The organism is Novosphingobium chloroacetimidivorans (assembly GCF_014204535.1).
Lineage (GTDB): Bacteria > Pseudomonadota > Alphaproteobacteria > Sphingomonadales > Sphingomonadaceae > Novosphingobium > Novosphingobium chloroacetimidivorans.
The window spans coordinates 1-23,667 of sequence record NZ_JACHLR010000033.1 but is presented as its reverse complement, the minus strand read 5'-3'; the positions used below and the strand labels follow the sequence as shown (position 1 = coordinate 23,667).

At 58.6% G+C, this 23,667-nt stretch carries 20 protein-coding genes and 7 pseudogenes; 10 read left to right on the top strand and 17 right to left on the bottom strand.

Annotated features, from left to right (window positions below; genetic code table 11):
- The 12 genes and pseudogenes from tnpC to HNO88_RS20410 all read right to left on the bottom strand — a co-directional run.
- A pseudogene (gene tnpC / locus HNO88_RS22500) lies at positions 1-1,101 on the bottom strand (IS66 family transposase); the annotation flags it as partial.
- Positions 1,102-1,203: 102 nt separating this feature from the next.
- The gene (gene tnpB / locus HNO88_RS23080; RefSeq protein WP_281384072.1) at positions 1,204-1,332 is read right to left on the bottom strand and encodes an IS66 family insertion sequence element accessory protein TnpB; all 129 of its coding nucleotides are present in this window, start codon (positions 1,330-1,332) and stop codon (positions 1,204-1,206) included.
- Between the two features lie 17 nt (positions 1,333-1,349).
- A pseudogene (gene tnpB, locus HNO88_RS23075) lies at positions 1,350-1,454 on the bottom strand (IS66 family insertion sequence element accessory protein TnpB); the annotation flags it as partial.
- 55 nt (positions 1,455-1,509) lie between these two features.
- Positions 1,510-1,875: an IS66-like element accessory protein TnpA gene (gene tnpA / locus HNO88_RS20450; RefSeq protein ID WP_184250305.1), complete on the bottom strand. Its 366-nt coding sequence runs from the start codon at positions 1,873-1,875 to the stop codon at positions 1,510-1,512.
- A gap of 102 nt (positions 1,876-1,977) precedes the next feature.
- A pseudogene (locus HNO88_RS20445) lies at positions 1,978-2,738 on the bottom strand (IS5 family transposase).
- A gap of 100 nt (positions 2,739-2,838) precedes the next feature.
- Entirely contained in the window at positions 2,839-3,219 is a 381-nt protein-coding gene (locus HNO88_RS20440) for a hypothetical protein (RefSeq protein WP_184250299.1), read from the bottom strand.
- Between the two features lie 2 nt (positions 3,220-3,221).
- Positions 3,222-4,082 (bottom strand): glycosyltransferase family 2 protein, encoded by an 861-nt coding sequence (locus HNO88_RS20435; RefSeq protein ID WP_184250296.1) that lies wholly within the window; start codon positions 4,080-4,082, stop codon positions 3,222-3,224.
- Positions 4,079-5,209 (bottom strand): polysaccharide pyruvyl transferase family protein, encoded by a 1,131-nt coding sequence (locus HNO88_RS20430; RefSeq protein WP_184250294.1) that lies wholly within the window; start codon positions 5,207-5,209, stop codon positions 4,079-4,081. The genes HNO88_RS20435 and HNO88_RS20430 overlap by 4 nt, the downstream gene beginning before the upstream one ends.
- Positions 5,210-5,546: 337 nt before the next feature.
- On the bottom strand, positions 5,547-6,671 hold the full coding sequence (locus tag HNO88_RS20425; protein ID WP_184250291.1) for a nitroreductase family protein: 1,125 nt from the start codon (positions 6,669-6,671) through the stop codon (positions 5,547-5,549).
- Positions 6,668-7,762, bottom strand: coding sequence for a hypothetical protein (locus HNO88_RS20420; protein WP_184250288.1), 1,095 nt, complete (start codon positions 7,760-7,762; stop codon positions 6,668-6,670). The genes HNO88_RS20425 and HNO88_RS20420 overlap by 4 nt, the downstream gene beginning before the upstream one ends.
- Positions 7,762-9,231 (bottom strand): lipopolysaccharide biosynthesis protein, encoded by a 1,470-nt coding sequence (locus HNO88_RS20415; RefSeq protein WP_246382216.1) that lies wholly within the window; start codon positions 9,229-9,231, stop codon positions 7,762-7,764. Before HNO88_RS20415 ends, HNO88_RS20420 begins: the two co-directional genes overlap by 1 nt.
- A 276-nt stretch (positions 9,232-9,507) precedes the next feature.
- Positions 9,508-10,676 (bottom strand): annotated as a pseudogene (locus HNO88_RS20410) (IS256 family transposase).
- Between the two features lie 101 nt (positions 10,677-10,777).
- Between HNO88_RS20410 and HNO88_RS23195 the strand changes: the two are divergent.
- The 5 genes and pseudogenes from HNO88_RS23195 to epsI all read left to right on the top strand — a co-directional run bounded on the left by HNO88_RS23195 (position 10,778) and on the right by epsI (position 14,817).
- Positions 10,778-11,375: pseudogene (locus tag HNO88_RS23195) on the top strand (IS6 family transposase).
- A gap of 38 nt (positions 11,376-11,413) precedes the next feature.
- Positions 11,414-11,668, top strand: a pseudogene (locus HNO88_RS20400) (transposase); the annotation flags it as partial.
- A 731-nt stretch (positions 11,669-12,399) separates the two neighbouring features.
- Positions 12,400-12,981, top strand: a complete 582-nt coding sequence (locus HNO88_RS20395; RefSeq protein ID WP_184250279.1) for an FxDxF family PEP-CTERM protein — start codon at positions 12,400-12,402, stop codon at positions 12,979-12,981.
- Between the two features lie 214 nt (positions 12,982-13,195).
- Positions 13,196-14,101, top strand: a complete 906-nt coding sequence (gene xrtV, locus HNO88_RS20390; protein WP_246382207.1) for an exosortase V — start codon at positions 13,196-13,198, stop codon at positions 14,099-14,101.
- A gap of 47 nt (positions 14,102-14,148) precedes the next feature.
- Positions 14,149-14,817 carry an exosortase-associated protein EpsI, V-type gene (gene epsI, locus HNO88_RS23070; protein WP_376768791.1) on the top strand — a complete coding sequence of 223 codons (669 nt, stop codon included), beginning with the start codon at positions 14,149-14,151 and terminating at the stop codon, positions 14,815-14,817.
- Here epsI and HNO88_RS20380 read toward each other — a convergent pair.
- Positions 14,801-15,043 (bottom strand): XrtV sorting system accessory protein, encoded by a 243-nt coding sequence (locus HNO88_RS20380; protein ID WP_184250271.1) that lies wholly within the window; start codon positions 15,041-15,043, stop codon positions 14,801-14,803. The genes epsI and HNO88_RS20380 overlap by 17 nt on opposite strands.
- A 171-nt stretch (positions 15,044-15,214) precedes the next feature.
- Between HNO88_RS20380 and HNO88_RS20375 the strand changes: the two genes are divergently transcribed.
- The 3 genes from HNO88_RS20375 (at position 15,215) to HNO88_RS20370 (ending at position 17,747) form a co-directional block, all read left to right on the top strand.
- A complete protein-coding gene (locus HNO88_RS20375) occupies positions 15,215-15,940 on the top strand; it encodes a hypothetical protein (protein WP_221420139.1) in 726 nt (241 codons plus the stop codon).
- An 851-nt stretch (positions 15,941-16,791) separates the two neighbouring features.
- A complete protein-coding gene (locus HNO88_RS22920) occupies positions 16,792-17,175 on the top strand; it encodes a helix-turn-helix domain-containing protein (RefSeq protein WP_312857143.1) in 384 nt (127 codons plus the stop codon).
- Positions 17,142-17,747, top strand: a complete 606-nt coding sequence (locus HNO88_RS20370) for an IS630 family transposase (RefSeq protein WP_312857141.1) — start codon at positions 17,142-17,144, stop codon at positions 17,745-17,747. The genes HNO88_RS22920 and HNO88_RS20370 overlap by 34 nt, the downstream gene beginning before the upstream one ends.
- A 351-nt stretch (positions 17,748-18,098) precedes the next feature.
- Here the strand turns inward: HNO88_RS20370 and HNO88_RS22770 are convergent, their stop codons facing one another.
- From HNO88_RS22770 to HNO88_RS20355, 3 genes are all read right to left on the bottom strand, one after another.
- Entirely contained in the window at positions 18,099-18,260 is a 162-nt protein-coding gene (locus tag HNO88_RS22770; protein WP_281384074.1) for an IS66 family transposase, read from the bottom strand.
- Between the two features lie 80 nt (positions 18,261-18,340).
- Positions 18,341-18,580 carry an IS66 family transposase gene (locus HNO88_RS22915; RefSeq protein WP_184250264.1) on the bottom strand — a complete coding sequence of 80 codons (240 nt, stop codon included), beginning with the start codon at positions 18,578-18,580 and terminating at the stop codon, positions 18,341-18,343.
- 18 nt (positions 18,581-18,598) lie between these two features.
- Positions 18,599-18,763 carry a hypothetical protein gene (locus HNO88_RS20355; protein ID WP_184250261.1) on the bottom strand — a complete coding sequence of 55 codons (165 nt, stop codon included), beginning with the start codon at positions 18,761-18,763 and terminating at the stop codon, positions 18,599-18,601.
- A gap of 1,022 nt (positions 18,764-19,785) precedes the next feature.
- Here HNO88_RS20355 and HNO88_RS20350 point away from each other — a divergent pair.
- Positions 19,786-21,156, top strand: coding sequence for a phenylacetate--CoA ligase family protein (locus HNO88_RS20350; protein WP_184250259.1), 1,371 nt, complete (start codon positions 19,786-19,788; stop codon positions 21,154-21,156).
- A gap of 192 nt (positions 21,157-21,348) precedes the next feature.
- On the opposite strand, the pseudogene HNO88_RS20345 reads toward HNO88_RS20350, so the two are convergent.
- Positions 21,349-22,110: pseudogene (locus HNO88_RS20345) on the bottom strand (IS256 family transposase); the annotation flags it as partial.
- Between the two features lie 436 nt (positions 22,111-22,546).
- On the opposite strand from HNO88_RS20345, the gene istA reads away from it, so the two are divergent.
- On the top strand, positions 22,547-23,667 hold a 1,121-nt coding region (istA, locus tag HNO88_RS20340; RefSeq protein WP_312857140.1), incomplete at its 3' end, for an IS21 family transposase.

Here is a 23,667-nt window from a genome sequence, read left to right as displayed (position 1 = left end):
CGATCACCGGCGAGCCCTTGCGGCGCTTCTTGAGCTGGGTCTCGGCATCGGCCAGCTCAAAGAAGTGGCGTCGTGCGTGCGCCCAGCACAAGGCCCGCTTCAGCGGCTCGGGCTTCCGATCTGTCCGGAACAAGCCGTTGTAGCCGGCATAGGCGTCTGCCTGGAGGATGCCGGACCAGCCCTGCAAGTGAGCGAGTGGATGCTCGCCGCGTCGATCGCGAGAGTAGTGGTAGATGGCTGCGGGTGGTGCTCTGCAACCGAATGGCCGATCATCGCGCACGTAGGTCCACAACCGAGCCGTGTCGGTTTTGCCGCCCGCCAGCACCGGAATGGTCGTGTCGTCCCCGTGAAGCCGCTCACCGGCGAGGGTGTGCGCCTCGATCAAGCGGTAGAGTGGCATCAGCGCCGCGGTGCAAGCGCCAACCTGGTCTGCCAGCGTCGTCAGGCTGAGCTCGACACCCTCGCGTGCATAGCGATCCCGCTGACGGTTAAGGGCTGATGCACGCCGAATCTCGCGAAGAGGACCATCGCCAGGAAGCTGGGGCCGAACAGACCCCGCGGCGTCACATGGAAGGGCGCGGGCGGCTGTGTGATCCTCTCGTACTCCCGGCAGGAGAATTTCTCGTGGACGGTCTGAACGACCTTCCACCGGCGCGGGATCACCTCCAGCGTCTCGATGACATCCTCGCCAAGCTTGGAGAGGCGATCGCTGCCGCATGCCGGGCACGAGCACGGCGCCGCAATGACAACGCGCTCGCGCGGGAGATGCTCGGGCAAGTGTTTGCGGGCCGGTCGTTTACGCGTGAATGCGGCGACACTCGCGCCAGCAGCGGCGATGATCGCAAACGCCTCGTCCTCGCTGGCGGATGTCTCCAGCTCCTCGAAGCCTAGCTCCAGCTGATCGATCAGCTGGCGTGCACGCTCGGAGCGCTGGCCATACAGAGCACGCCGCATCTTTTCGTTTTGGAGCTCGTGGAGGGCATTGCGGGCTTCCAGATCAGCGTTGATCGCCTTGACTCCGGCAGCATCTGCCCGAGCCACTGCCAGCTCGGCCCTGAGGGCCTCGAAGTCTTCTGGAGCGGGTGAGCCAGCGGCATCCATGACCAGCAAGGAATCACAGAAAACAGCGGATTTGAAGCACTAAGTGCGCCTGTGTGCGAACAATATGCGGACCTAACCAGCGCTGGTCGGATGCCGAGTGTACTAAAGGTTACGCCAGTCGACACCCTTGAGCAAACAGGCCAGCTGCGAGCTCGTCAGCGACACCGTCCCATCCTTTGCCGATGGCCAGATAAAGGGACCTTTCTCGAGCCGTTTGGCATAGAGCGACATACCAACCCATCATGCCAGATGATCTTGACCAGAGACCCGGCCCGTCCGCGAAACACGAACAGATCGCCACCATGAGGATTGCGTCCAAGACCTTGCTGCACCAGCAGCGCCAAGCCTTGCATGCCTTCCGCATGTCGGTGTGGCCGATGGCGATCCACACACGCGCTCCGGTAGGGATCACCGCAGAGCCTTGAGCGCCGCGGCGGCCAACGCAGGCGAAGCCGACGCGAAGATGCTCACCCGCCGGTCGCGTGCAAGATCTACGACAATCACCGGACCTAACGTCGGCGTCACAGCTCCACCGTCCTGGATCACCGCCTCAGCAAAGCCTGGGCTGGCAAGCTCGGGCGCTGCCCGCTCAACCCCCGCCTCGCGAAGCTTGCGACGCCAGATGTAGATCAGCGCAGTCGAGACATCGTACCGTCGAGCAACCTCGGCCACGCACGCTCCAGGCGAGAAGGCGTCCCTCAGGATCTCCAGCCGCTCGTCGTGGCTCCAACGCCGGCGCCGTTCGGGCCCTGACATCACCGTGACCTGCCCCATAAACCGCTTCTAGGTGCGCTCTTAAGAGCACTCCTAAGAGCGGTCGCTCACTAGCCGAACAAGGCGGGCCTCACCGAAAGGGTGCGCTAGGGCGTGGACTCATTACGCGTTGCACCAGAGGCGTGTGCAGACGAGCTTGATGGCTGCGAGATAGTTGGCAGCATCCTTGTCGTAGCGGGTGGCGATGCCACGGAACTGCTTGATCCGGTTGAAGAAGCGCTCGACGAGGTTGCGCTGCCGGTAGAGCCAAGGCGAGAAGCCGAAGCGCTGCTTACGGTTGGAGCGGTTGGGGATGTTGGCCCAGACATTTCTGGCCGCCGCCGCTTCGCGGATGGCGGTGCTGTCATAACCCTTGTCGCCGAGCAGTGTGGCTCCTTCAGGGATTGTTTCGATCAGCGCTTCAGCTTCGCATGCATCGTGGACCTGCCCAACTGTCAGTCGCAGACCGACAGGACGTCCATCAGCGTCGACGAGAGCGTGGAGTTTGGTCGTAAGGCTGCCCCGGGAACGTTCCATGCCATGATCTCCAGATCCCCCCTTTTGCCCGTCGCACCGTACTGGTGGACGCGCATGCAGGTGGAATCGATCATCACCAACTCACCATTGAAGCCGGCGGATACTGCCACCAGCAGCCGGTCCCATACACCGGCCTTTCGCCAGCGGACGAACCGGTTGTAGCAGGTTGTTGACGGCCCATAGCGCTCCGGGATCTCTGCCCAAGGCGCACCGGACCGGAAACGCCAGAAAATGCCGTTCAGGACACGCCGATCGTCTACCCGAGGCACCCCACGAGGCTTGTTGGGCAGCAACGGCTCAATAACGAGCCACTCCTTGTCCGCCAGTTCATACCGCCGCCGCGCCATACGCCCTCCGTTTCCAGAGGTGCCTGAATCACGCTACGCGCAACAGCTCAACCCAATTTATGAGTTCGCGCCCTAGTACCAGCATCGTCACAAGACATTGTCATAGCACTAGCCATCTCCGCATCAGCCGCTGGAACCAAGCGATGTCGCGCGACTCGCCGCACAGCAGGCGGTGGGACTCTAAGATCCACAGGTCGCCGCACTCGACGCCGGATACTTCGCGGCGGTCGAGGTTGGGCTGCTCTTCCAGCTTTGCTTCGGCGAGGCTCATGTCTAGGAGCAAGTCGATCTCGACCGTCGAGAAGCCGGTGATCTCGATGTTCCAGTGAGTATCGAGCTCAACAAGAGCTTCGAACTCGTCGCGCTGGATCTGAGCGGCTTGATCGAGGTGGTACTGGCGCGGATCAAGGCGGCAAGATGCACCGCTGGGCCTTGTTCTCCTTGATCGCGCAACAGTGACCAGTCTCGCGCCGAGCGGCAAGATCACCTGCTCGAATGCGCGCCTGTTATTTGGAGGCGTAGCCGCTCGGCAGCGTGTCTCCAATAGATGAACACGCAATAACCTACCAAAGCCGCCCGGCGGGCGGGATCGATGCCCTTCAGCGCCAGCACGCGGCGGATGCGCGAGCGCGGCGGCGGGAGGTGGCGGGCGCAGAACCTTACGCACTGTAGCCAGCCAGGACGACGGTCGCGCTCGCCTCCGGTGGTGCGACGGAGCTTATGCATGATCTCGTCATGGGTGCGGGCGGGGTGGTCTACGACTGCACCGTCAACATATACAAGACGGTACCCCGCCGCCGCAGTGCGTTGCCCCCACTCGGCGTCGCCGCCGGAGCGCAGCTTGTTATTAAACGGCCCCACCGTTTCCATCACGCTCCGCGTGGTGAACATATTGGCGGTGGCAGCATACTTGCCCTCGCGAACATAAGTCTCTTGTGGAAAGGCAATCGCAACCTCGTACAGCTCGGCCAAACTAGGTTTGGCACCCGACATGGGCGTGATCTGCACCTGGCCACCGGCAAGCCCAATATCCGGCTCGTTGGTGACGGCACTTACCCCAGCGCTAAGCCAACCCGGATGAGGCACGCAATCCGAGTCGGTAAAGGCCAGAATTGTCCCGGTTGCCTCACCCAGTGCGCGGTTTCGTGCGTTGTACGAGCCTGGCTTCGCCTCCTGCAACAGCCGGGCCCGACCGGTCACCGTCGGCAGAACGTCCGACCCATTATCAACCACGATGACCTCGTATGGGCCGGCGTAATCCTGCTGCTCGAGTGCTGCGAGGCAGGCGGCGAGCCGCTCGTCATTGTACGTCGGAATGATGACGCTGACAGAAGGCAGGCTCATCGAGCTGTTCCCTGCAAGACTAGGGCGACCTCATCCCACATGTCCACCACCTGTGCTTTGAGTTCGGCCGCTCGGCTTTGAAGGCGCGCCGAGATCGCCTCGCGATCGGCCACAATCCTTTCCATCAGCGTGAGCACTTCTGCCTCGGCGCTCGGCTCGACCTTCACTAGCGCCTCCGAGCACCCAAAATCAGTGAGAAGCTCGGCATATTTATGCGACCAACCAAAGGCGATTACTGGCGTTCCGTGCGATAGCGCCGCGACCAGCGCATGGAAGCGCGACCCGACCACCACCGCGGAATCAGCCAGAATACCCTTCATCACCTGCGGCCGGTGCTCGGTCACCTTCTCAACCGTGCCGAGCCGCTCGCTGAGCTCAACGGCGAGCGCCGCATCCTGGCGAGCATCGTGAAGCGCAACAAAGGGTTCGCCGAAAGCGGCTTTCGCAGCTGCGGCAGAGGAGGCAAGCAGATCCACATAAATTCTGCGTGTCGCCGCGTCGGAGTTCCGCACCACCATATGGTTGGGCACGATAGCCGGCCGACCGGCCAATCGCGCATGGCGCGGATCGCGCAGGCCCTGTAGCCCTATGGTGAAATCTGGGCAACGGCGAACATTGTCACGCATGCCGAACGCTTCTTCCACATAGGTTTGCGTGCTGGCATCTCGAACGTAGATAAGGCTGGCCTGATCGATCACTCGGGCAAAGGCATTGCGTACCTCCGCCTTGTTGAACGGCCCCATCGCTTGAGGCAGTAGGATCACTGGCATTCCCGTACGCGCGCGCCGCACCAATGCCGCATCTAACCGCTTGTGGATCTTAGCAGCCCCCCAGTCATCGCCATAGGCGAAGCCCGACGCATCAAGTACAGCATCAATTTCGCTATCGATTATCAAGCCCACACGGCTGCGCAACCGACGTGGTGCGCTCGAAACCAAGGGGTTTAGCGGAATCCGGCCGGCATGACGCAGGATCTGATGGAGGCCATAAGGCGCACGCACGTCATAATCTCCAGCGGCTTCCACCGCGATCCGATGCTCGCCACCTAACCGCTCGCGCACGGACAACAGCATCATTGCCGCGCCGTGATTGTCAAAATTGATCCCCTTGATTTCGAAAGTACTCATGCGGCCTCCGTGAAATCCGGCTATTCCCTTAATGGTTTGTGTGTGGGAGCAAAGCCTTCGCTTGCGGCTCCCGCAAGCCATCGGGTAGCTGCAGGCTCTATCTGCGTGGTTGCTGATTGGCTTATGTGCCCCTAGGGCACCGTTGGCATGAGACTCTCGAACGACAATCGACTGACTCGAGAGCTAAATTCACTTGCGTGGCTGTTCATACTAATCGATGCAGATTGCGCCGATCTTATCCGCCAGTGACCAGAGGCTCAAGGAGATGCTGTCTCTCCCTCGCTCTCTCTCTCTCTTCCGAGGCGATCACGCTGGCTGTTGAGAGTCTGTCGCTGCCTCAATCCCGTGGCAGTTCCAGAAGCCGTCCGTGCTGGTTGAACACAGCCATGTCCGTCACCGATCGCTTGCTGGAGAAGGGCACCTTGCCGGCCGGGTCCGGCCAACCGAATGCGATCAGCATCACCACCCGTTCGTCTTCATCCATGGGCACGGCCTCGCGAATGCGGGTTTCATGCGGCTCCTGGTCAGGCCAGTTGATGGGGCAGGATGCCAGCCCCATTGTTTCCAGCGCGAACATGAAGCTCATTGCTGCGAGCGAGGCGTCGATATAGATGATATGGCGGTCGCGCTCAAAGGGATACGCGCGCAGCTGTCCAATCACCACCGCGACGGCAGGAACCTGTTGCGAGAAACCCTTCGTGCCCATGGCGATCGCAGTGACACGCTGCGCCATCTCCGGCTCGTCAAAGATGCGGAAATGAAAAGGCTGCCGGTTGCAGGCGCTGGGAGACTGCGCGGCAGCCTCTAGCGCCCTACTAACCGCCGCTCGATCGACCCGGCGATTTTCGTACCACCGCACTGAGCGCCGTCGCCTGCTTAGCGCCATAAAGTCTTCGAAGCTGACTGGCGGCGGTGAGGAAAGATCGCGTTTATATGGCACGGCCCGCTGCAGTACGGGCGCACGCGTCGTTTTTTCGATTGCAAGATATCGCCCATACGCAGACGCGATCTTTACCACAGTTACGTCCACTGCATCAAAATAGTCTGAGAGCACATCCTCGGCCCAGACTAGCTCGCTATTCCACTCACCACCAGAAACATGCATTGCATGCGCGAAAATCTGCACCGTCTCTTCGATGAAGTCGGCTGCAAACACCGGACGCCGAGGGCGCATAATCAGCCCTTTTTCCAACCGATGAATATTGCGGCGCAAAAGGTAGTAACTGCCGGAAGCGCCACGGTGATCCGCCTCGTAACGAAGTTGGCCAGCTGCCACCGCGCGCGCCTCGCGTAGCAGTTGATGGTTGCCAAGCGCGTAGTACGCCGCTGCGGCAAAGCGGTTGCGTACTACAAATCGCAGGAAGAAGCCCCGGATCGAGCGCTGGGTGCGGCGGATGCCAGTACGGATCGCCTCTCGCTGAGCGGAAGGGATTACTTGTGCAGCAAGTCGGATCACACTCATCCTGCGCCCCCCCCCATTGACGGGGCCCTTCCTCTTAACTCGCTGTCAGTTTTGATTAGACGCCAGTAACGATAATGCCTTGCCTGCTGCGTCACAGGGTCAGGTGAGTATAGTGAAAAACTTCCATCCGGCCCTCCAGTAAAATCCAGCATTTCTTCAGCTAAATCCAAGTCAGCTTGATCTGGCTCGCCAAAGACCTGATTGAAAAATGCTAGATCACAAGCGGCGGTTTCTGTACCTGAAGAGAGACCGTTCATCCAGTGTGTCGCAGTTATACGCTTTTTCACTGCCGGTCCGGTCACGAAAGATTTCGCCCGATGCCAATCGCTCCGCTCGTTGAGCATTGGATCTTTTCCAGAAGCGGCAAGTAGCGCGTACCCATACATGTTATACAGATGGTAGTCTGCTTCTTTTGTCGCCATTGCCTTCTCTCGCTTGGGCTCACGTATCGCATGGCGCAACCGCTGAACAAAGTTGGCGGGCCGACGTACCGAATGAACAACTCGGCCATCAACTCTAGTCTGAAATGTGTAAGCAGTCCCAGCGATGAAACGGTCGAGCTCGAGCAAGGCATATTCGTTGCCTGGAGCGAACAATGCCACGGCGGCCGCGAAGTAAAGCTGATGATTGAAAGTTTCGTCAGGCGGCAAGATCTTACCCGAGGGCGTGACCCGGTTCCATAGGTTCCAACTTTCATTCCAGCTATGGCGTTTGATTAGGTCAATGCCAGCCTGCCATGCGTCATCGCGCTGGAGCGCCACGGCTGCGTAGAATAGCGATTCCAGCAAGTGCGCTTGCCCTAACACGCCGTTTGTTCGGTCCTTTGTCGGTGCTTGGCGAACCGGTATACCGCCGGGTACTGCTGCAACGCACGCAAGCAAGAAGCGCAGCGCACGTTCAGCAGCTTCGCGGAATTTGGCTTCGCCGGTAACAGCGTTAGCGACGCAGAAACTCGTGAGCCAATGCGAGGTGTTTCGCACAGGCGTTTCTGGATCTCCATAAGCGCCATTCCGCCCGGCCGGCATTGGGCCGGCTCCACTTTGCATCTTCAACCCGGCATCCGCCAAGTTGACCAATCGTTCTAATAGCATCAGCGATCCCTAGCCTCGCGAACACGGCTGATCATAATAGGCACATACACGATTGCACTTATGATGGCGGTAACTAGGTCGCGTTCCCAGCCGCCGCCGGGAAAGAGCAGACGCGCCGCCAGCGCGAGGGCAACAATAGGCAATTGCAATAGGAGAACGCGAGCAAGCACGACAATCACGTGTTCGGTAACGTCGCCGATCAGGCGATCGAGAAAGATCTGCCGGATAGCGACTGACACTGCTTTGTTCGCGGCAACTGCAATTGCTGCGCCAGAAATACCGGCAATCAGCGCCCCGCCGATAAGCGCAGGCAGCAGAAACGCCACAGAAGTTAATGCAAATAAGGCAAGGTCTAGGCCGGGACGCCCCACTGCTTTATACACCGTCGATGTAGTGCCACCTGCCGCATGAAACATCACTCCGAGCGCCAACGCTTGAAGCGCTAAGCTCATGCCACTCCACTCAGCGCCTAAGAAGCGGACCGCTAAAGTAGGTCCAAACAGGATGATAGCCAACATAATCGGATAAATTACTAAGCAATTGGCGTACAATGTCCTTAAATAGAAATGCCTTATGAGCTGAAGATCGCCTTGAACGGATGAATATTTTGTGAACATCACTCGGTTTAGAATCGACATAAGATTCATTCGAACAATGTCTGTGATGTAGAAGGCCAAGGAATACAAACCGACTTGATTTTGCGTGAGTATGCGTCCCAACGTAATCACATCAAAATTACGGGCTACTGACACCATTAAATCATTTGCGAAAACAAAGCCACTGTATCCAAACATTTCGCGAAATGTGCTACGGCTTATAGCAAAGCGCGGGCGCCAATCACTCACCCGCCACATAGCGATCGCTAATAGTATTTGTGAGGATACGATCTGCACCACTAAAGACCATACATCGCGATAGAGTGCGAGTACGATACACGCCGCAATTAGGCTGAATAGCGTCGAGACCATTCGCGCGATCGTTACGGCGCGATAGTCGCGCGCACGAAACAGCAGGGCGCGCGAGATGCTGACGGTCGGCGTGAACAGGAAAGACACTCCGATGACGGCAGTCACCACGCCGACTCGCTCGCTTTCGTAGACCCACGCCGTGAGCGGCGCGATCACAAGTATGTTAGCAGCAAAGAGTCCGGCTGAAACGAGCGTAGACGCAGCGTAGGCGGTGTCGACTACCTCGCGCGTGAAGCGCTCTTCCGAACGCTGAATGACCGTCGCGGCCATACCAAACTCGTTGAACACCTGCACGATTGCGAAGGTGGTCAGCGCCAGCGCGAACACTCCGAACTCGGCCGGTGCGACAAAACGAGCAACAACCAAGCGGAACAGGAAGGCAAGCCCCGCGGACACCAAGGTATCCGCCGCCGTCCAAGCGGCGTCGCGCCTAAGCGACGGTGGCCGGCGCTTTGCTGCGGGTGCCAAAGCCTCGGTGTCGGGCGAAAGAACATTAATCATGGCGTACAAGACAACGTCCCTTGAACGATAATCGGGGGCGGCAGCCCTTCTGCCCCTCTGTACGCGAACATTCTGCACTCGCAATATGCTGCAATGCGGCAGATACGATTAAAAGTCCGTTTGAGAATGGTCATGGATACACAATCCTGCGGAGCATAGGGCTGCCGAAAGCGACATGGATCTTTGGCTCGGAAACGTCGATCCGCCGCTCGATCGTGTCCTACGGGGTGGTGTAGCTTTGGCGGCGTAGCCGCAGCGATCTCCGGTCAGGCCAGGTCAGGCTGCCATGGCTGGCAACGTGACGGCGGGATCATCGCTCAGTTGCGCGACGCTTTCAAGTGTCATGTACCGTCCACGCTGGACAGCCCACTCATTGTTCTGCTCGAGCAGCAAGGCGCCGACAAGACGAATGATGGCGTCCTCGTCGGGGAAGAAGCCGACGACAACGGTGCGCCGCTTGATCTCGCCGTTCACACCCTGGCGAATTGGTGCTGTGCAGCTTTGTGCGGTTTTGGGGTGGGAACGACATGTAGGCCAGTACGTCCTCCTCGACGGTGTCCATCATCCTGGCTAGCTTGGGGCGCTGGGTCGCGGCTGGTGGGCGACCTTGCGCCATTGTCCCTGGCCGCCTCGGGCATCTCCGTAAGCCGTGGCGATGAAGGCGGACACGACACGGCGCCCGCTCTTGCCGGGCTTCGCCATGGCGTTGCGGGCGAAATGGAGCCGGCACCGTTGCCATGTCGCGCTGAACACGCGCGAGATAGCGGCCTTGATGCCTTCGTGCGCATCCGAAATGACGAGCTTCACGCGGCGCAGGCCGCGCCGTGCCAGGCTGCGCAGGAAGTCGGTCCAGAACGTCTCGGCCTCCAATGCGCCGATCGCCAATCCCAGCACTTCGCGCCGCCCGTCGCCGTTCACCCCCAGCGCGATGGTGACGCCAACCGAGACGATGCCTCCGGCCAAGCGCACCCTCAGGCACGTGGCATCGACCGAGACGTACGGCTAGTCGCGCTCGATGGGCTGGTCGAGAAACACCTTCATGCGGATGTCGATCTCCTCGCACAGCCGGCTCACCTGGCACTTCGAGTTGCCGCTCATCCCCATGGCTTTGACCAGATCATTCACAGAGCGGGTCGAGATCCCCTGGATGTAGGCCTCTGCACCACCGCGGTCAGTGCCTTCTCGGCGAGGCGGCGAGGTTCGAGGAACGCCGGGAAATAGCTGCCGGCCCGCAAGCGGGGAATGCGCAGCTCGACCGTACCAGCGCACGTCTCCCAGTCGCGCTCGCGACAGCCATTGCGTTGAGCGAGCCGGTCACTGCTCTTCTCGCCCTAGCTTGCGCCGGTCAGCGCGCCGACTTCCAGATCCATCAAAAGCTGCGGCAAAGCCGATCATCTCGCGTAAAATTCCGCATCCGCGCTCTTTCCCACCAGCGGTTCTGTCAGACCAAATACACCGGCTGCTAAGCCAGGCAGGGTGTGGAAGGTGGATGCCTCGTCCTTGCAAGCCAGCCAGTCCGTTCCGCTACTTCAACTCCTAGCCCGAGGTGATCCGGCTGGTGGTGCTGATGTATGTGCGATCTCCGCTCAGCCTGCGAAATGTCGAGGATCTCCTGTTTGAGCGCGGAATCGACATTTGCCATGATGTGTGCGGCTGTGGTGGAACAGATTCAGTCCGATGTTCGCAGGCGAGGTGCAGTGTAAACGGGTGAGCAGCATGCGAGGATTCGCCACGGGCGTTGGCACCTGGACAAAGTGTACGTGAAGCTGAACGGCGAGATGGTCTACCTGTGGCGAGCTGTCGATCACGAAGGTGAGGTGCTGAAGAAATATGTCAGCAAGGCCCGCGACAAGCAGGAATTGCTGACCTTCATGAAGGAGGGGCTGAAGCGTCACGGCTCGCCCGACGCGATTACCACTGACGGTCTGCGCTCGTATGGAGCCGCGATGAATGAGCTTGGTAATCGTGAGAAGCAGGAGATTGGCCGCTGGGCCAATAACCGGGCCGAGAACTCGCACCTGCCGTTCCAACGACGTGAGCGGGTCATCCTCCGCTTCAGACAAATGAAGACCTTACAAAAGTTCGCATTTGTTCACGCCAACATCCACAATCACTTTAGCCTGGAACGCCATCTCGATGGTTGAGAGACCTACAAGGAACGACGCTCATGAAGCGGGTGATCGCCGTCCGCGGTTACGATGCCAACCTTATCAGGGCCGCCTTGCGCAAGCAGGGTACGATCCCGGTCATCCCGAGGCGGCGCAACTGCAAGCGCGCGATCCAGTACGACGAACGTCGCTACAAAGATCGATGGCGGATGGAGGCCATCTTCTGCCGCCTTTAGCACTTCCGCCGCATCGCTACACGCTACGACAAACTCGCCAGGAACTTCCTCTCAGCCGTAAGCCTCGCAGCTGCAGTGGCCTTCTGGCTCTGAACAAGTCTAGACCCTAGTCAGATATGCTCAAGTAATTGGATTGCATCGTATGGAGAGCGGTTCCCATTAGACTGACAGCACCAACTCCCAACACGAACGCCGCACCGATAAGCGACCGTTGGAGAGGCAAATTCCTGGGATTCGGCGCAACTTCATCTCTTCTGGGTGCATCATCAGCAACTCCGCACTGCCGCCATCCTATCCGATGGCTCGCACCTGACGGTAACTCTCGCGCCGACGAAGCTACGAAGCTTCGGCTTAAAAATATTCCCATTTTGGAACATACTGCAATCGGCTCAAGGGTGGGCGTACTCCGGCTGGGAGCCATGTCTGTCTCCAAATTGCCGGAGCTTTAGCAGACATGTTCGTGCAAATCTCATGGCATAGTGAGAAGCTGCGAGCATACCATGGTGACGCGTCTGTGCGGAGAAAGCGTGGCAAACCAACGCCACGCAGAAACCCGTGAAAGATGGTGAGGCAAGATTGGGCGCTCTTCTGCATCGCAGTTGAGTTTGTGATTCGGTCACCTGCGCAGATTCCAGTTGCGCTCTTGCGCGCCATCAGTTATCGAAATGAGACCAAAAAGGGTAAAAAGTCGCGTAAGTTTTGATAGCGCGTCAGAGTTGCTAACGGGGGACCTGAGGCAGCGAAGCCGCCGGAATCGAGTGTCTGTTCTGAAACCTTTCGGGCAGAGAAGATTTTTGAACTGCAAGTTGCATTTAGGAGGCTTTATGAAGAATTTTGTGCTTAGCGGTCTTGCCGCCGTTGCCGTATGTGCTTTTGCTCCCGCAGCCAGCGCTGCCACGTTCGATATCGACGATGGTTCGGGGAAGTTTGTGACCGAATTTGCTGAGGCAGACGGTTCCTACATCAATGCATCGTTCAAGAACACTGTAACCAACGCTTTCAGTGATACCTTCACGTTTGAGCTTCCTGTTAATGGGCTTGGCAGTGGTTCGCTGTCTGCTACGTTCCTTAATGCCGCAACCCTCATCATCACGAGTGTTGTTGTTCAGAGCGGCGGCACATCGACTACATTTCTGCCTGGAACGGGTGACAATGACATCCGGACCACTGCAACGGGTTTGAGCCTCAACACGACCGGCGTTCCGCTCTTCGGCGGCCCTAACAACAGCATCACCGTCAATGGTACGGCTGGTTCGACCCCGATCACCTACACTGGAAACATCACTTTCGAAGCCTCCGCAGTTCCGGAAGCTTCCACCTGGGCTCTGATGATCTTGGGTATCGGCGCGGTTGGATTTGCAGCACGCCGTTCGCGGAAGACTACTGTCCGTGTAGCTTACGCCTGATCGATTTTTGCCGACCAACATGGCATGAACACGAAACCGCCGGGCTTGCTCGGCGGTTTTTTGTTGCGCTTTACCTTTAAGGAACCGGAAATCTCATCCAGGTTGCCGGGCTAGCGCTTAGGACGCTGAACTTGGCTGCAACCAATCAACGCATTCATGTCAGAAAGAGCCGTAACGCTCGCTTATTGAGCCCAAACGCGTTAGGTCGTCTCCGATGAATAGTGCATCGACCAAGTACAGTCGGATATCTGCCGAGCCGAGTGCAGGACCGATCGCAAGGAGCGCTTTGACGGGGCGTACCCTTCTGGTGTTAGGCCTCGCGAGTATCGCGCTCCCGACACTCACACGGCTCGCGCAGCTAAATTGGACGACCGAAGCAGGTGCTCATGGCCCAATCGTCTTAGCTACTGGCCTGTGGTTGATCTGGCACGATAGGAATCGGCTTACGGGCGGAGTTGCCCCGGCACTCTTTCCAGGCCTTCCATTGCTGCTGATCGCCTCAGCCTGCTACTTCTTGGGGCGTGTGGCGGGTATTATGATGGTCGAAGGGCTTAGCGCCATTGCGGTCTGTACCATCTGCGCATACATGTATTTCGGCGCGAGGGTGATCTCGCGCTTCGTCTTTCATATTTTTTACCTGTGCTTCATAGTTTCTCCGCCTGAAAACTGGATCTTTGTAGGCACCCGACCCATCAAGGCTGCTCTGTCCGATTGGGCTGTTGATCTTCTTGCCTTTGTTGGCCTGCCTGCAGCACAAGCTGGTGCCACAATCTTCATCGGCTTCTTTCAGCTCCAAGTTGCTGCGGCATGCTCCGGCCTTTATTCCATCATCGGCATCACGGCGATTGGCGCCTTCTACATTTACATTCGCCATGGATCCGATGTAGGTTATGCGATCCTCATGGCTCTGCTCATTGTTCCGTTCGCAATGTTCATAAACTTCTTGAGAATCGTTGCTCTGATCATCATAACGTACTACTTCGGCGATGGAGCGGCATTTCACTTTAGTCATGACTTCGGTGGTATGTTTACGTTTTCCGTCGCGATACTTTTTTTGATAGGACTTGATGCGGCGCTGCATCCTTTCATTGGCACCTTGAGGAGGCGAACAAGGTGGTGAAGGGTACGCCACCATCATTCGGCTCTGCGCCTCTCGCCCGTCGAGACATGCTTGTCGGCTCATTGCTAATAAGCGCGGCAGGACTATCGTTCGCACGACTGCCTCGCACACCGGTCATCGGTCTAACGCGTGGGACCGCGCAAGATGTAATTCCTCGCCGAATTGGAGGCTGGACTGAGGTCAGTTCGCCTGAAGACATTGTCCTACCGCCTGAGGACGAGCGCAAGGCGGCAGCAACTTATGATGAGCAGGTGATGCGCGCCTATGCCGGGAGGAGATCAGAGGCAGTCATGCTGCTCGTCGCTTACGCGCGATCGCAGAGCAGTATGCTTATGGTGCATAGGCCAGAGTCTTGCTATCCCGGGGCCGGATTTACCATCCTCTCAAATGAGGCGGTCAAGATCCGAATCGGATCTAGCCTGTCAATTGATGGTCGCTTCCTAACGACAAAGCGAGATAGCCGGGTCGAGCAAGTTCTCTATTGGACGCGATTTGGCAATGAAATGCCGAGCGACTGGGATGCTCAGCGTTGGTCGATTGCAGTTCAAGCTTTGCATGGCTATGTGCCGGATGGTGTTCTCGTAAGACTGTCTACTGTGTCACAAGATGCCTTGCAATCTCTCAACCTTCTACGGCTGTTCGCGGCAGAACTGGTGAGAACCTCGGGGCAGCAGGGACGAGGCCTACTCTTAGGGCCTGCTAATCTCGAGATTTAAACGGTTTTAGGAAATAAACTAAGTACATCAAAATGAGCAACATCATGATGATGGCAGTGAGGGCATAGCCATTATTCCCCAACTGGTTGGCTATTGCGCAGCCAGCGGTCGGAGGTAAGTAGTGCCACATTGAGTCGCTTGGTGTTTCCTGTGTCGATCGCTGCAAAAACAAGACAGCGATGCTCGCGAAAATTGCTACTGTAAGCCAGTCGAAAACGGTTTCCATCAAAGCTCTATAGCTTAAGTCGTCATCTAATGAAAGCCTTCCGCCAGCATGAAACCATACCGCCTGTTGAGCCTAACATCCTCGGTCCGGCCTATAGCTGCAGGCATGGCTGTCGCATTGACGCTTACTAGTTGTGGAGATCGTCTACCTGAGGGTCAAACGGCCGCAATCGTGAACGGACAGCCGATTACTGAGACTGCGTTGAAAGTAGAGGTCGCCGCATCCGGAGATCAGATGACGCGTGAGCAGGCCCTTAACGCTCTTATAGAACGGGCGTTGATAGTTGAGCAGGCTAAAAAACAGAAGCTCGACCAGCGTCCGCAATATACATTGGAAGTAGCACGAATTTCTGATGTGCTACTTGCGAAACAGTATGCGCAGTTTCTGGCACAATCCTCAGGTAACTCGATCACGTCTGCAGACCTCCGAGATTATCTTGCAGCGCATCCTGAGATTGGCAGCGGACGGCGCCGAATCACACTCAAGCAGGTGATCTTTCCGGAGCCCAAGAATCCTGACCTGCGTGCCGGGCTTGCGGCGACGAGGTCCTATCCCGAGCTTATTCAAGTGCTGCAGGCGCACGAAGTCAGGTTTGAGGAGGGTACGACGGCTATCGATACGGCAAATGCACCAGCGCCTATCATGAAAGCGATGGCTGCTGCACAACCTGGCGAGCCGTTTGTCATCATTGGGAGGGGCCAGGCATTGGCGAGTGTGGTGGAGCGAGAAGTTCCAGTCTCGACATCAAGTGAACAGGAGCTAGCGCTTGCCCGTGAAAAAATGGTACAGAGCGCCGTCCAGACTAAATTTGGACAGATATTGCAGGCTTTAAAGAAAGATGCGGATATCAAGTATCCTCAGCTCCCTAAAGCCGCCGGCAAGCACTCAGCGTCCTAAGGAAAGTGGTCGGTGCAGCGATGAACGTACTCTCGGGCGTGGCTAAGGTGAGATGAACGATTTTAGGACCCGCTCCTATGCGATCCTGTTGTGCTTTGATGCGTTGCAAACAAACTGCTTCTTGACGCGATTAAGCTAATGGTGACGCCGCGAATAATATCAATCCACCGCGAAGCCAACGAGCAGTCGGTAAGTACGGCTTCTCAAAGGCGGCGAGCTTGACCATGCGACACACGTGGCGAGACTTACAACCCGAAGCGTCAGCGTAGCCAGTTCCGGGGATCAGCTTCCAAGCTGCGTAGATAGCTCACCAGGACGTCCGGAACTTTGAAAGTGAACGGCGGTGATCATATGCGCACCAAGCAAGCTGGCAATCGAGACCTCCGATGATCTCGAGCTTGGAGGCAGATGCCGTTAACTCGAATTTTGTAATGACATAGATTGGCTGTCGGGTGGCCGATCAGCTGGCATGACTAGGCTGAACATAGCGATCAGGTGCCCGTTGGATGTGAGCATGCGCGTGACAACGCGGCAGCGGACCAGTTCCAGGTACCATAATGCCCATCGTTCTGACGTCCGTGCGTGCGGTGCGTTGAGATTCTTATCGGAAACAGCCTTGCCATCGCGACCCTTGTCTTCGCGCACGTACCCGTCAGCTTGTAATACTAAGGTGCGCTGAGGCTGACTAACGTGGGGGTGCCCAAGCCGCTGAGAATCTGGTTCGACATTGCAGGCACGTGGGGGCTTGTGATGGCGGCACCGACTGGGGTTTGATCTGACTACACATCAGCGAATTTACGTGGGCTTGTGCGGCTAAGTGGAGATGGCGAACGGTTTGGCGGCTGTTGGCGGTGGCGCTGATCCTGGACGGCGGGAGCCGGAGCGAAGCGGCAAAGGCTGCCGGCGTCACGCTGCAGATCCTGCGGGATCGGGTGCCGCGGTTCAACGCGGACGGCCCCAACGGGCTGGCGGCGCGCAAGGCGCCCGGGCGGGCTGCGGTCCTCAATGATGAGCAGCGGACCCGACTTGCGGTGATGGTCGAGGCCGGGCCGATCCCAGCGGCGCATGGCGTGGTACGCTGGCGGCTTGCCGATCTGGCGCAGTGGATATGGGACGAGTTCGAGTTCTCCGTCACGCCACGCCCTCGGGCGCGAACTACGCGCGGTGGGCTACTGCAAGCTCTCGGCGCGACCCCGCCACTGTGGCCAAAATGGCGACGACATCGCCGATTTTAAGAGAGCCTCGATGCCGCTTGGCGAAGATCAAGCGGAGGCTCCCGAGAGAAACGCCGATAGAGCTGTGCCGGCAGGACGAGGCCCGCGTCTGTCAGGAGACCAAGCTCACCCGGCGCTGGGCAAGGCGCGGCACCCGACCATCGGCACCCAAGGACCAGCGGCGATCCTCGGCATGGTTTTTAGGTGCGATCTGGCTCGCTGAAGGCAAGGCCGCCGGCATCGTCATGCACCGCTGCAACAGCGAGGCGATGAGCATGCACCTTGAGGAGATCGCCTTTCACGTCGCACCGGGCGCACATGCCGTCCTCCTGCTCGATCAGGCCGGGCGGCACGGATCGGCAGAGCTGGCCGTGCCGCCCAACATCACCCTAATGCCGCTGCCGCCGAGGTGCCCGGAGCTGAACCCAGTCGAGAACGTCTGGCAGTTCATGCACGACAACTGGCTGTCGAACCCCATCTATCAATCGTACGATGACATCGTCGACCAACGCTGCTTCGCCTGGAACAAGCTCGTCGAGCAGCCCTGGCGCATCATGTCGCTCGGACTGCGCCAATGGACCCCTGGGTTCTGATCAATGCGCTTGGTATGGCCTGCCGGAGCCCTGCTTCGAGGTAAGGCTTGAGCTCGTCCAAGATGACAGATCTTCGCTAATCGCGAGCTTCGCGCCGCTGCTCAGCAGGTGAGCCACGCACCTCATCTGCAATGGCGTAGAACATGCGATCGCACGCACGATCTCGGTGGTCACCGACCACTTTTCGGCAAGATCGTTGATTTTGCGTGGGAGGTGCGACCAGCGAGAGCCGAGCAAGACCTGTTGACAACGCTTGGCGAATGCTGTGTAGCTGCCCCGACCGCCGACCTGCAGGTTATCTGCATAGTCTTCAAGGTGGGTGCCGGGGCGTTCCGCCTTGTAATCAGGCGCCTATACATAGGCGAACATCGGCGGATCGTTGCCGCCCCATGATCGATCGTTGCGAGCACAGGCCCAGAGCTGGCCGGTCTTCGTGCGCCCACGTTCAGGATCAAGCATTAGTGCCGTTTTCTCGTCTGCAAAGAGGCGCTCTGAGCTTCTAAGCTCTTCCAGCGTGCAATCACGCGACGGACGCAGAACCAGGCTGCCCGTCCGACCCAGTCGGCTAGGGTGGAGCGGTCGAGCCTAATGTCTTACCTCGGGTAGATCTGCGCCTGGCGGTACAAGGGGAGATGATCAGCGTACTTGGCGACGAGGACCTGGGCGATCAGCGCCTCGGTTGGAATGCCGCCGTCGACGACCCTGGCCCGAGCTCGCGCTTGGACGAACCTGCTCTTGCAGGCTCGGCGACCAAGGCGCGGACGACGGGTCACTAGGACACGAAAGGTGGTGGGCACCACGCCGAGGCGCTCGGCGACATCCTCGCCGGTCACGTGCAGCGCACCTCCGCATTAAGGGCAAGCCTTGCCGTCGACATCGACGATCTGCTCGATCCGTTCGAGATGAGGAGTGAGCGAGCCGCGGTTGATCTTGCGCAGCTTACCGCTGCGATCACGCTGTGAGACTGCATAACGGGTCGCGCGCGCTTGCCCCTGTGCCGTCTCGCCATCTTCCATTCCAAGCTGAAGCTGGTCAGGATCGAGCTGTCGCCGTTTGCCGAGGCCCGTTCAGCCAACTGCATTTATACTGGCAGACACACGCTTCGGCGAGCATCGGGCACCGCTCGAGCACCAACGCACGGAGCGCGTCAATATCCTCTGGCAGATCCGCTTTAATGAGAATGAGACGAGTAAATCATCAGCGTAAACCCGCGTCAGCCGGCGATCTCCGGCACTATCGGACGACGGCTGCCACGCGCGCGGCATGAGTCAAAGCGCCTCAGGAAGGCGCCGATATGGGCTGCCGTCATGCGCGTGACCCCGTCCAAAATGCCTGGCTTGCGGAAGCCTCCTTGCTCCGGCTTTTTGGCGTCACGCAAAGGCCAGTGCCATTCCCCCAAATCAGCGTTTCTCGTTGTCTAGCCTCTGGCAGGCTGACCATTACGGTGCCTTGTCATGGCACACGGCACGGCCCCCACTCCGAGACGGTCCATACTCAGATCGCAAGCCAAGGGGGAAGTCTGTGGGTCGCGGTCGCTGGGGGTTGTGGCGCCAGAGCTTGGCGGCGCGCTAAATGGCCTGGCGACAAGGATGCCGCGTGCCGCCGTTTGACATGTGACCTGTCGGCTACAGTCGGTTCAACTGAGGAGGTCCGGATGGTTGGGGCAGAAAACGCTACGGAGATCCGGATTATGGCAAAGTATGGCCGAGGTCTGCGCCAGATTGCGCAAGCTTGTATGTTCCCACATTACGGCTCGGCCGTACCTGCGTGAGCCGTCCGCCAATCGACTTCGGAGCGAGCCCAATCGATTTTAACATTTGCTCGTCCCCTCCGAAATTTTCATATAGACTCTGCTCCTGTGGAATGCCCCAGTAGGTGCCGCGCGATCGCATCGGCGCCCCCGATTGTTGCCCCCGGTACTTCAAGATTTGCAAGAGCTTCACCATCCGTTCACTCCCGATCCATTTCACGCCCTCTGGTTCGTCGCACTCGTGAGGGTTACACCAGCATAAGCCACTTGTTATCGTCGAGGGAAAGCATGATTCTTTGGAAGCTCGCGCAAGCAATGAAAAGGCGCCGAGACACTCTTAAGCTCACGACCGAAACACGCGAGAGGCGCAACCTTGCGCGCTTTCGGGATCTTGTCGCCTTTGCCCAGACCACATCGCCTTGGTACCGGCGCGTCATAGAACAAAATCATATCGATCCACTAACGTGCCGGCCGGAGCACTTTCCGGTTCTGACCGCAGCAATGGTGAAGGACCATTTCGACGAGATCGTTACCGATCGTGCGATCACAAGACATGGCTTAGAGTCCTTCATAGAGCAATCGCGCTCTCCAAAGGACTTGTATCTAGGTCGGTATCATGTCGTACAGTCTTCAGGGTCAAGTGGTATTCCCGGAACATATCTACATACTACTGACGAGATCATCAACGGAATGAGCTATGGTGCGCTGCACCGAAATATCAAACCGCGAACCCGCACGACGTTTCTTGGCAGACTTGATGATCACGACATGGGCAACGCGGTAATGGGCTTGATGGATGATTGGCCTCAAAGGCTGCTTTTCAACACACGCAATTTCGACATCACAGCACCGTGGGCACAGATCATCGACGGCCTAAATAAGCATCAGCCTAAAATAATAAGTGCATACAAACACTACCTGATGACCTTGGCCGAAGAAGCGCGCGCTGGGCGATTGAGGATCCAGCCGTCCCTCCTTGAGTCTGGGGGGGAGCCGCTCTTTCCTCAAGAGCGTGAAATCCTTCGATCAACCTTTGGATGTGAGATCGCGAATTCATACGGGTCAACTGAGATCAATCTCATGGGCGTTGCACTCAACGACTGGGAAGGCATTTACCTGTTTGAGGACGACTTGATTTTTGAGATCGGTTCTGAATCGACTTGCGTAACCAACCTATACAATCGCACTTTGCCGCTTATCCGTTATCGTTTTGATGACATTCTGATGCCCATCGATGTCCCAAACCCGAGACTGCCTTTCAGGGCGGTGTCGGAAAAGATCGGGCGATCTCAGGAGATAATCACCTTTGAACGCGGGGTTGGGGATGAGCATAGATTCCACACGATTTGGTTGGATGATGGCGTCGACTTCACCGGCGTGAAGCGAGTTCAATATGAGAAGAAAGATTTTGAAACGCTTTCGGTGCGAGTCGCGCTAGTCGATCAGCCTGAGCTACACAAATTGTGCGGGATGACATCTAATAACGAGAAGATAGAACAATTAAGAAGATCATTTCGGCAGCACCTGGACGACAACGGTTTGTCTTGTGTGAAATTAGAGATATCGGAGGTTGATGTGGATCAGACGCAGCCCGAGGATAGAATTGTCAGGGATGGTAGAAAAGAGAGGTTAGTTCTGCCCCCATCAACTCAAGTGTAATAACCAATATCAGGTTGTGCGATGACAAAAAAGAAGTCTGTAGATTGGGCTCTACTCGCCTCGACCTGGACACTCCTAGTTGCCCGCATCGTTTCGCTGTGTGAGGAGGTGTCGCTGGTTGGTATCCGGGGGCACCGGGGTCGTGTCCGTCAACGTGGTGTAATTTCGAGTGTGGCCTCCGGACTGCATTGGTCAGGCAGCCTTGGGTGTAATCTGTAGCGTTGGCGCCTCCTCGATCTGTGGTGTGGCGAGAGCGGCCATGCCTTCGATCTGCATGTAGCGGTTCCGGAGCTGGTACTCGTCGTTCTGCTCGAGGAGCACGGCGCCGATCAGGCGAGTGATGCTGTCCTCGTTGGGGAAGATGCCCACGACGTCGGCGCGGCGCTTCACCTCCTTGTTGAGCCGTTCGAGCGAATTGGTGCTGTGCAGCTTCCCGCGGTGCTGCTCGGGGAAGGTCATGTAGGCGAGCACGTCGTGCTCAGCGGCATCCATGCAGGCTCCGAGCTTAGGCCATCGGGCGCGGAGCTGGTCGGCGAAGTGACGCCAGGTCTGGGTGGCCGCGGCGTGATCGCGCTGGAGGAAGACCTACCGGATCGCGACGGCGACCACGGTGTTCTGGCCCTTTGGCACATGCGCAAGGGCATTGCGCATGAAGTACACGCGGCAGCGCTGCCAGGTCGCGCCGACGACGCGGGTGATGGCGGCCTTGAGGCCCTCGTGGGCGTCGGAAATGGCCAGCTTCATGCCTTGCAGGCCGCGCCGGACGAGGTCCTTGAGGAAGGTGGTCCAGAACGGCTCGGCTTCGCTGGGGCCGATGTGCAGGCCGACGATCTCGCGCTTGCCCTCGGTGGTGACAGCTACGGCGATTATGGCAGCGACGCTGACGATGCGGCCGCCCTCGCGCACCTTGAGGTAGGTGGCGTCGAGCCAGAGGTACGGCCACTCGCCGGCAAGCTCCGCTCTTCGCCATCAGTTCGGCAAGCGGTAGTCTGTCGTCGGTCATCGGGAAAAACTCCTCGGGTGTTGGTGAAGCTCGACACTTCCACCTTAACCGATGAGCCCGGTGGCCACCGAGACGCTGACGCCCGGGTGGGGCCTCGGCCCCACCCGGGCATACACCGTCGTCTACACCGGGAGATTACACCACGACCGCGGACGCTAGCCGCAGCGGCGACTCTGCGTATTGATCCAGCGGCTTTGATCTGGGCTCTGTGTCGGGCGGTTTATTGTCACGGGTGTCGGTGCCGGACGTATTCTCCCCAAAAGCGCCGAATGAAAATTCCCCAGGTTTGAGGTGAGCTCCAACCCGCTCCGGGGTTAACCCCGGAGCGGGTTGGCTTCGATCTTCACGTACCGCTCAATGCACCTGGGTTGTCCGGGAGAGCGCTGGGTGGTCAGACTTGAGGAAATCGTCATGATCCATGACCTGCGGCGGCAGGGGCTGTCCGTGTCCGCCATCGCGCGCAAGACCGGTCTCGACCGCAAGACCGTGCGCAAGCACCTGGCCGGTGGCATCGCGCCGCCCGCCTACAAACCACGACCCGAGCGGCCCAGGCTCTTGGAGCCGTTCGAGCCCTATCTTCTCGAGCGGATCACGCAGTTTCCCGATCTGTCCGGCAGGCGTCTCCTGCGCGAGATCACGGCTATGGGCTTCAAGGGCGGCTACACGTCGGTGACAGATTTCCTGCGAGCGTGTCGGCCTGAGCGGATCAAGCCGTTCGAGCGTCGGTTCGAGACACCTGCGGGCAGGCAGGCCCAGGTCGACTTTGCCCATTTTCGCGTCGAGTTTGCCGATGAGCCTGGGATCACCCGGATCGTCTGGCTGTTCTCGATGGTCCTGGGGCACAGCCGGTGGCTGTGGGGGCGTTTCTGCCCGACCCAAGACCTGCAGACCGTCATGCGCTGCCACATCGACGCCTTCGATGCGATGGGCGGCGCACCGTCGGAGGTCCTCTACGACCGGATGAAGACGGCCGTGATCGATGAGGACGCCGATGGCGTGGTGATCTACAATCGCTCGCTGGTGGCGCTGCTGGACCACTACGGCGCGCTGCCTCGAGCCTGCAGACCCTACCGCGCCAAGACCAAGGGAAAGATCGAGCGCCCTTTCCGCTACATTCGGCAGGACTTCTTTCTCGGTCGCACCTTCCGGGACGCCGAGGATCTCAATGCCCAGTTCGGCGACTGGCTCGACACCGTGGCCAACGCCCGCCTGCATGCGACGACGAGACGGATCGTGTCCCAGCACTTCGCCGACGAGCAGCCGGCGCTCACAGCATTGCCGGCCGCGGCCTACAATGCTGTGCTGACTGTCGAACGGCGGGTCAGCCACGAGAGCATGGTCTCGGTCGGTGGTAACCTCTACTCGGTCCCGGACGCTACGCGCAAACGGGTCGTGGAGGTACAAAACCACCCTCGCGAGATCCGCATCTTCGAGGATCGCAAGCTCATCGCAGTCCATCCGGTACTCGACGGACGCAACCAGCGACGGGTCGATCCTGCCCACAGGCG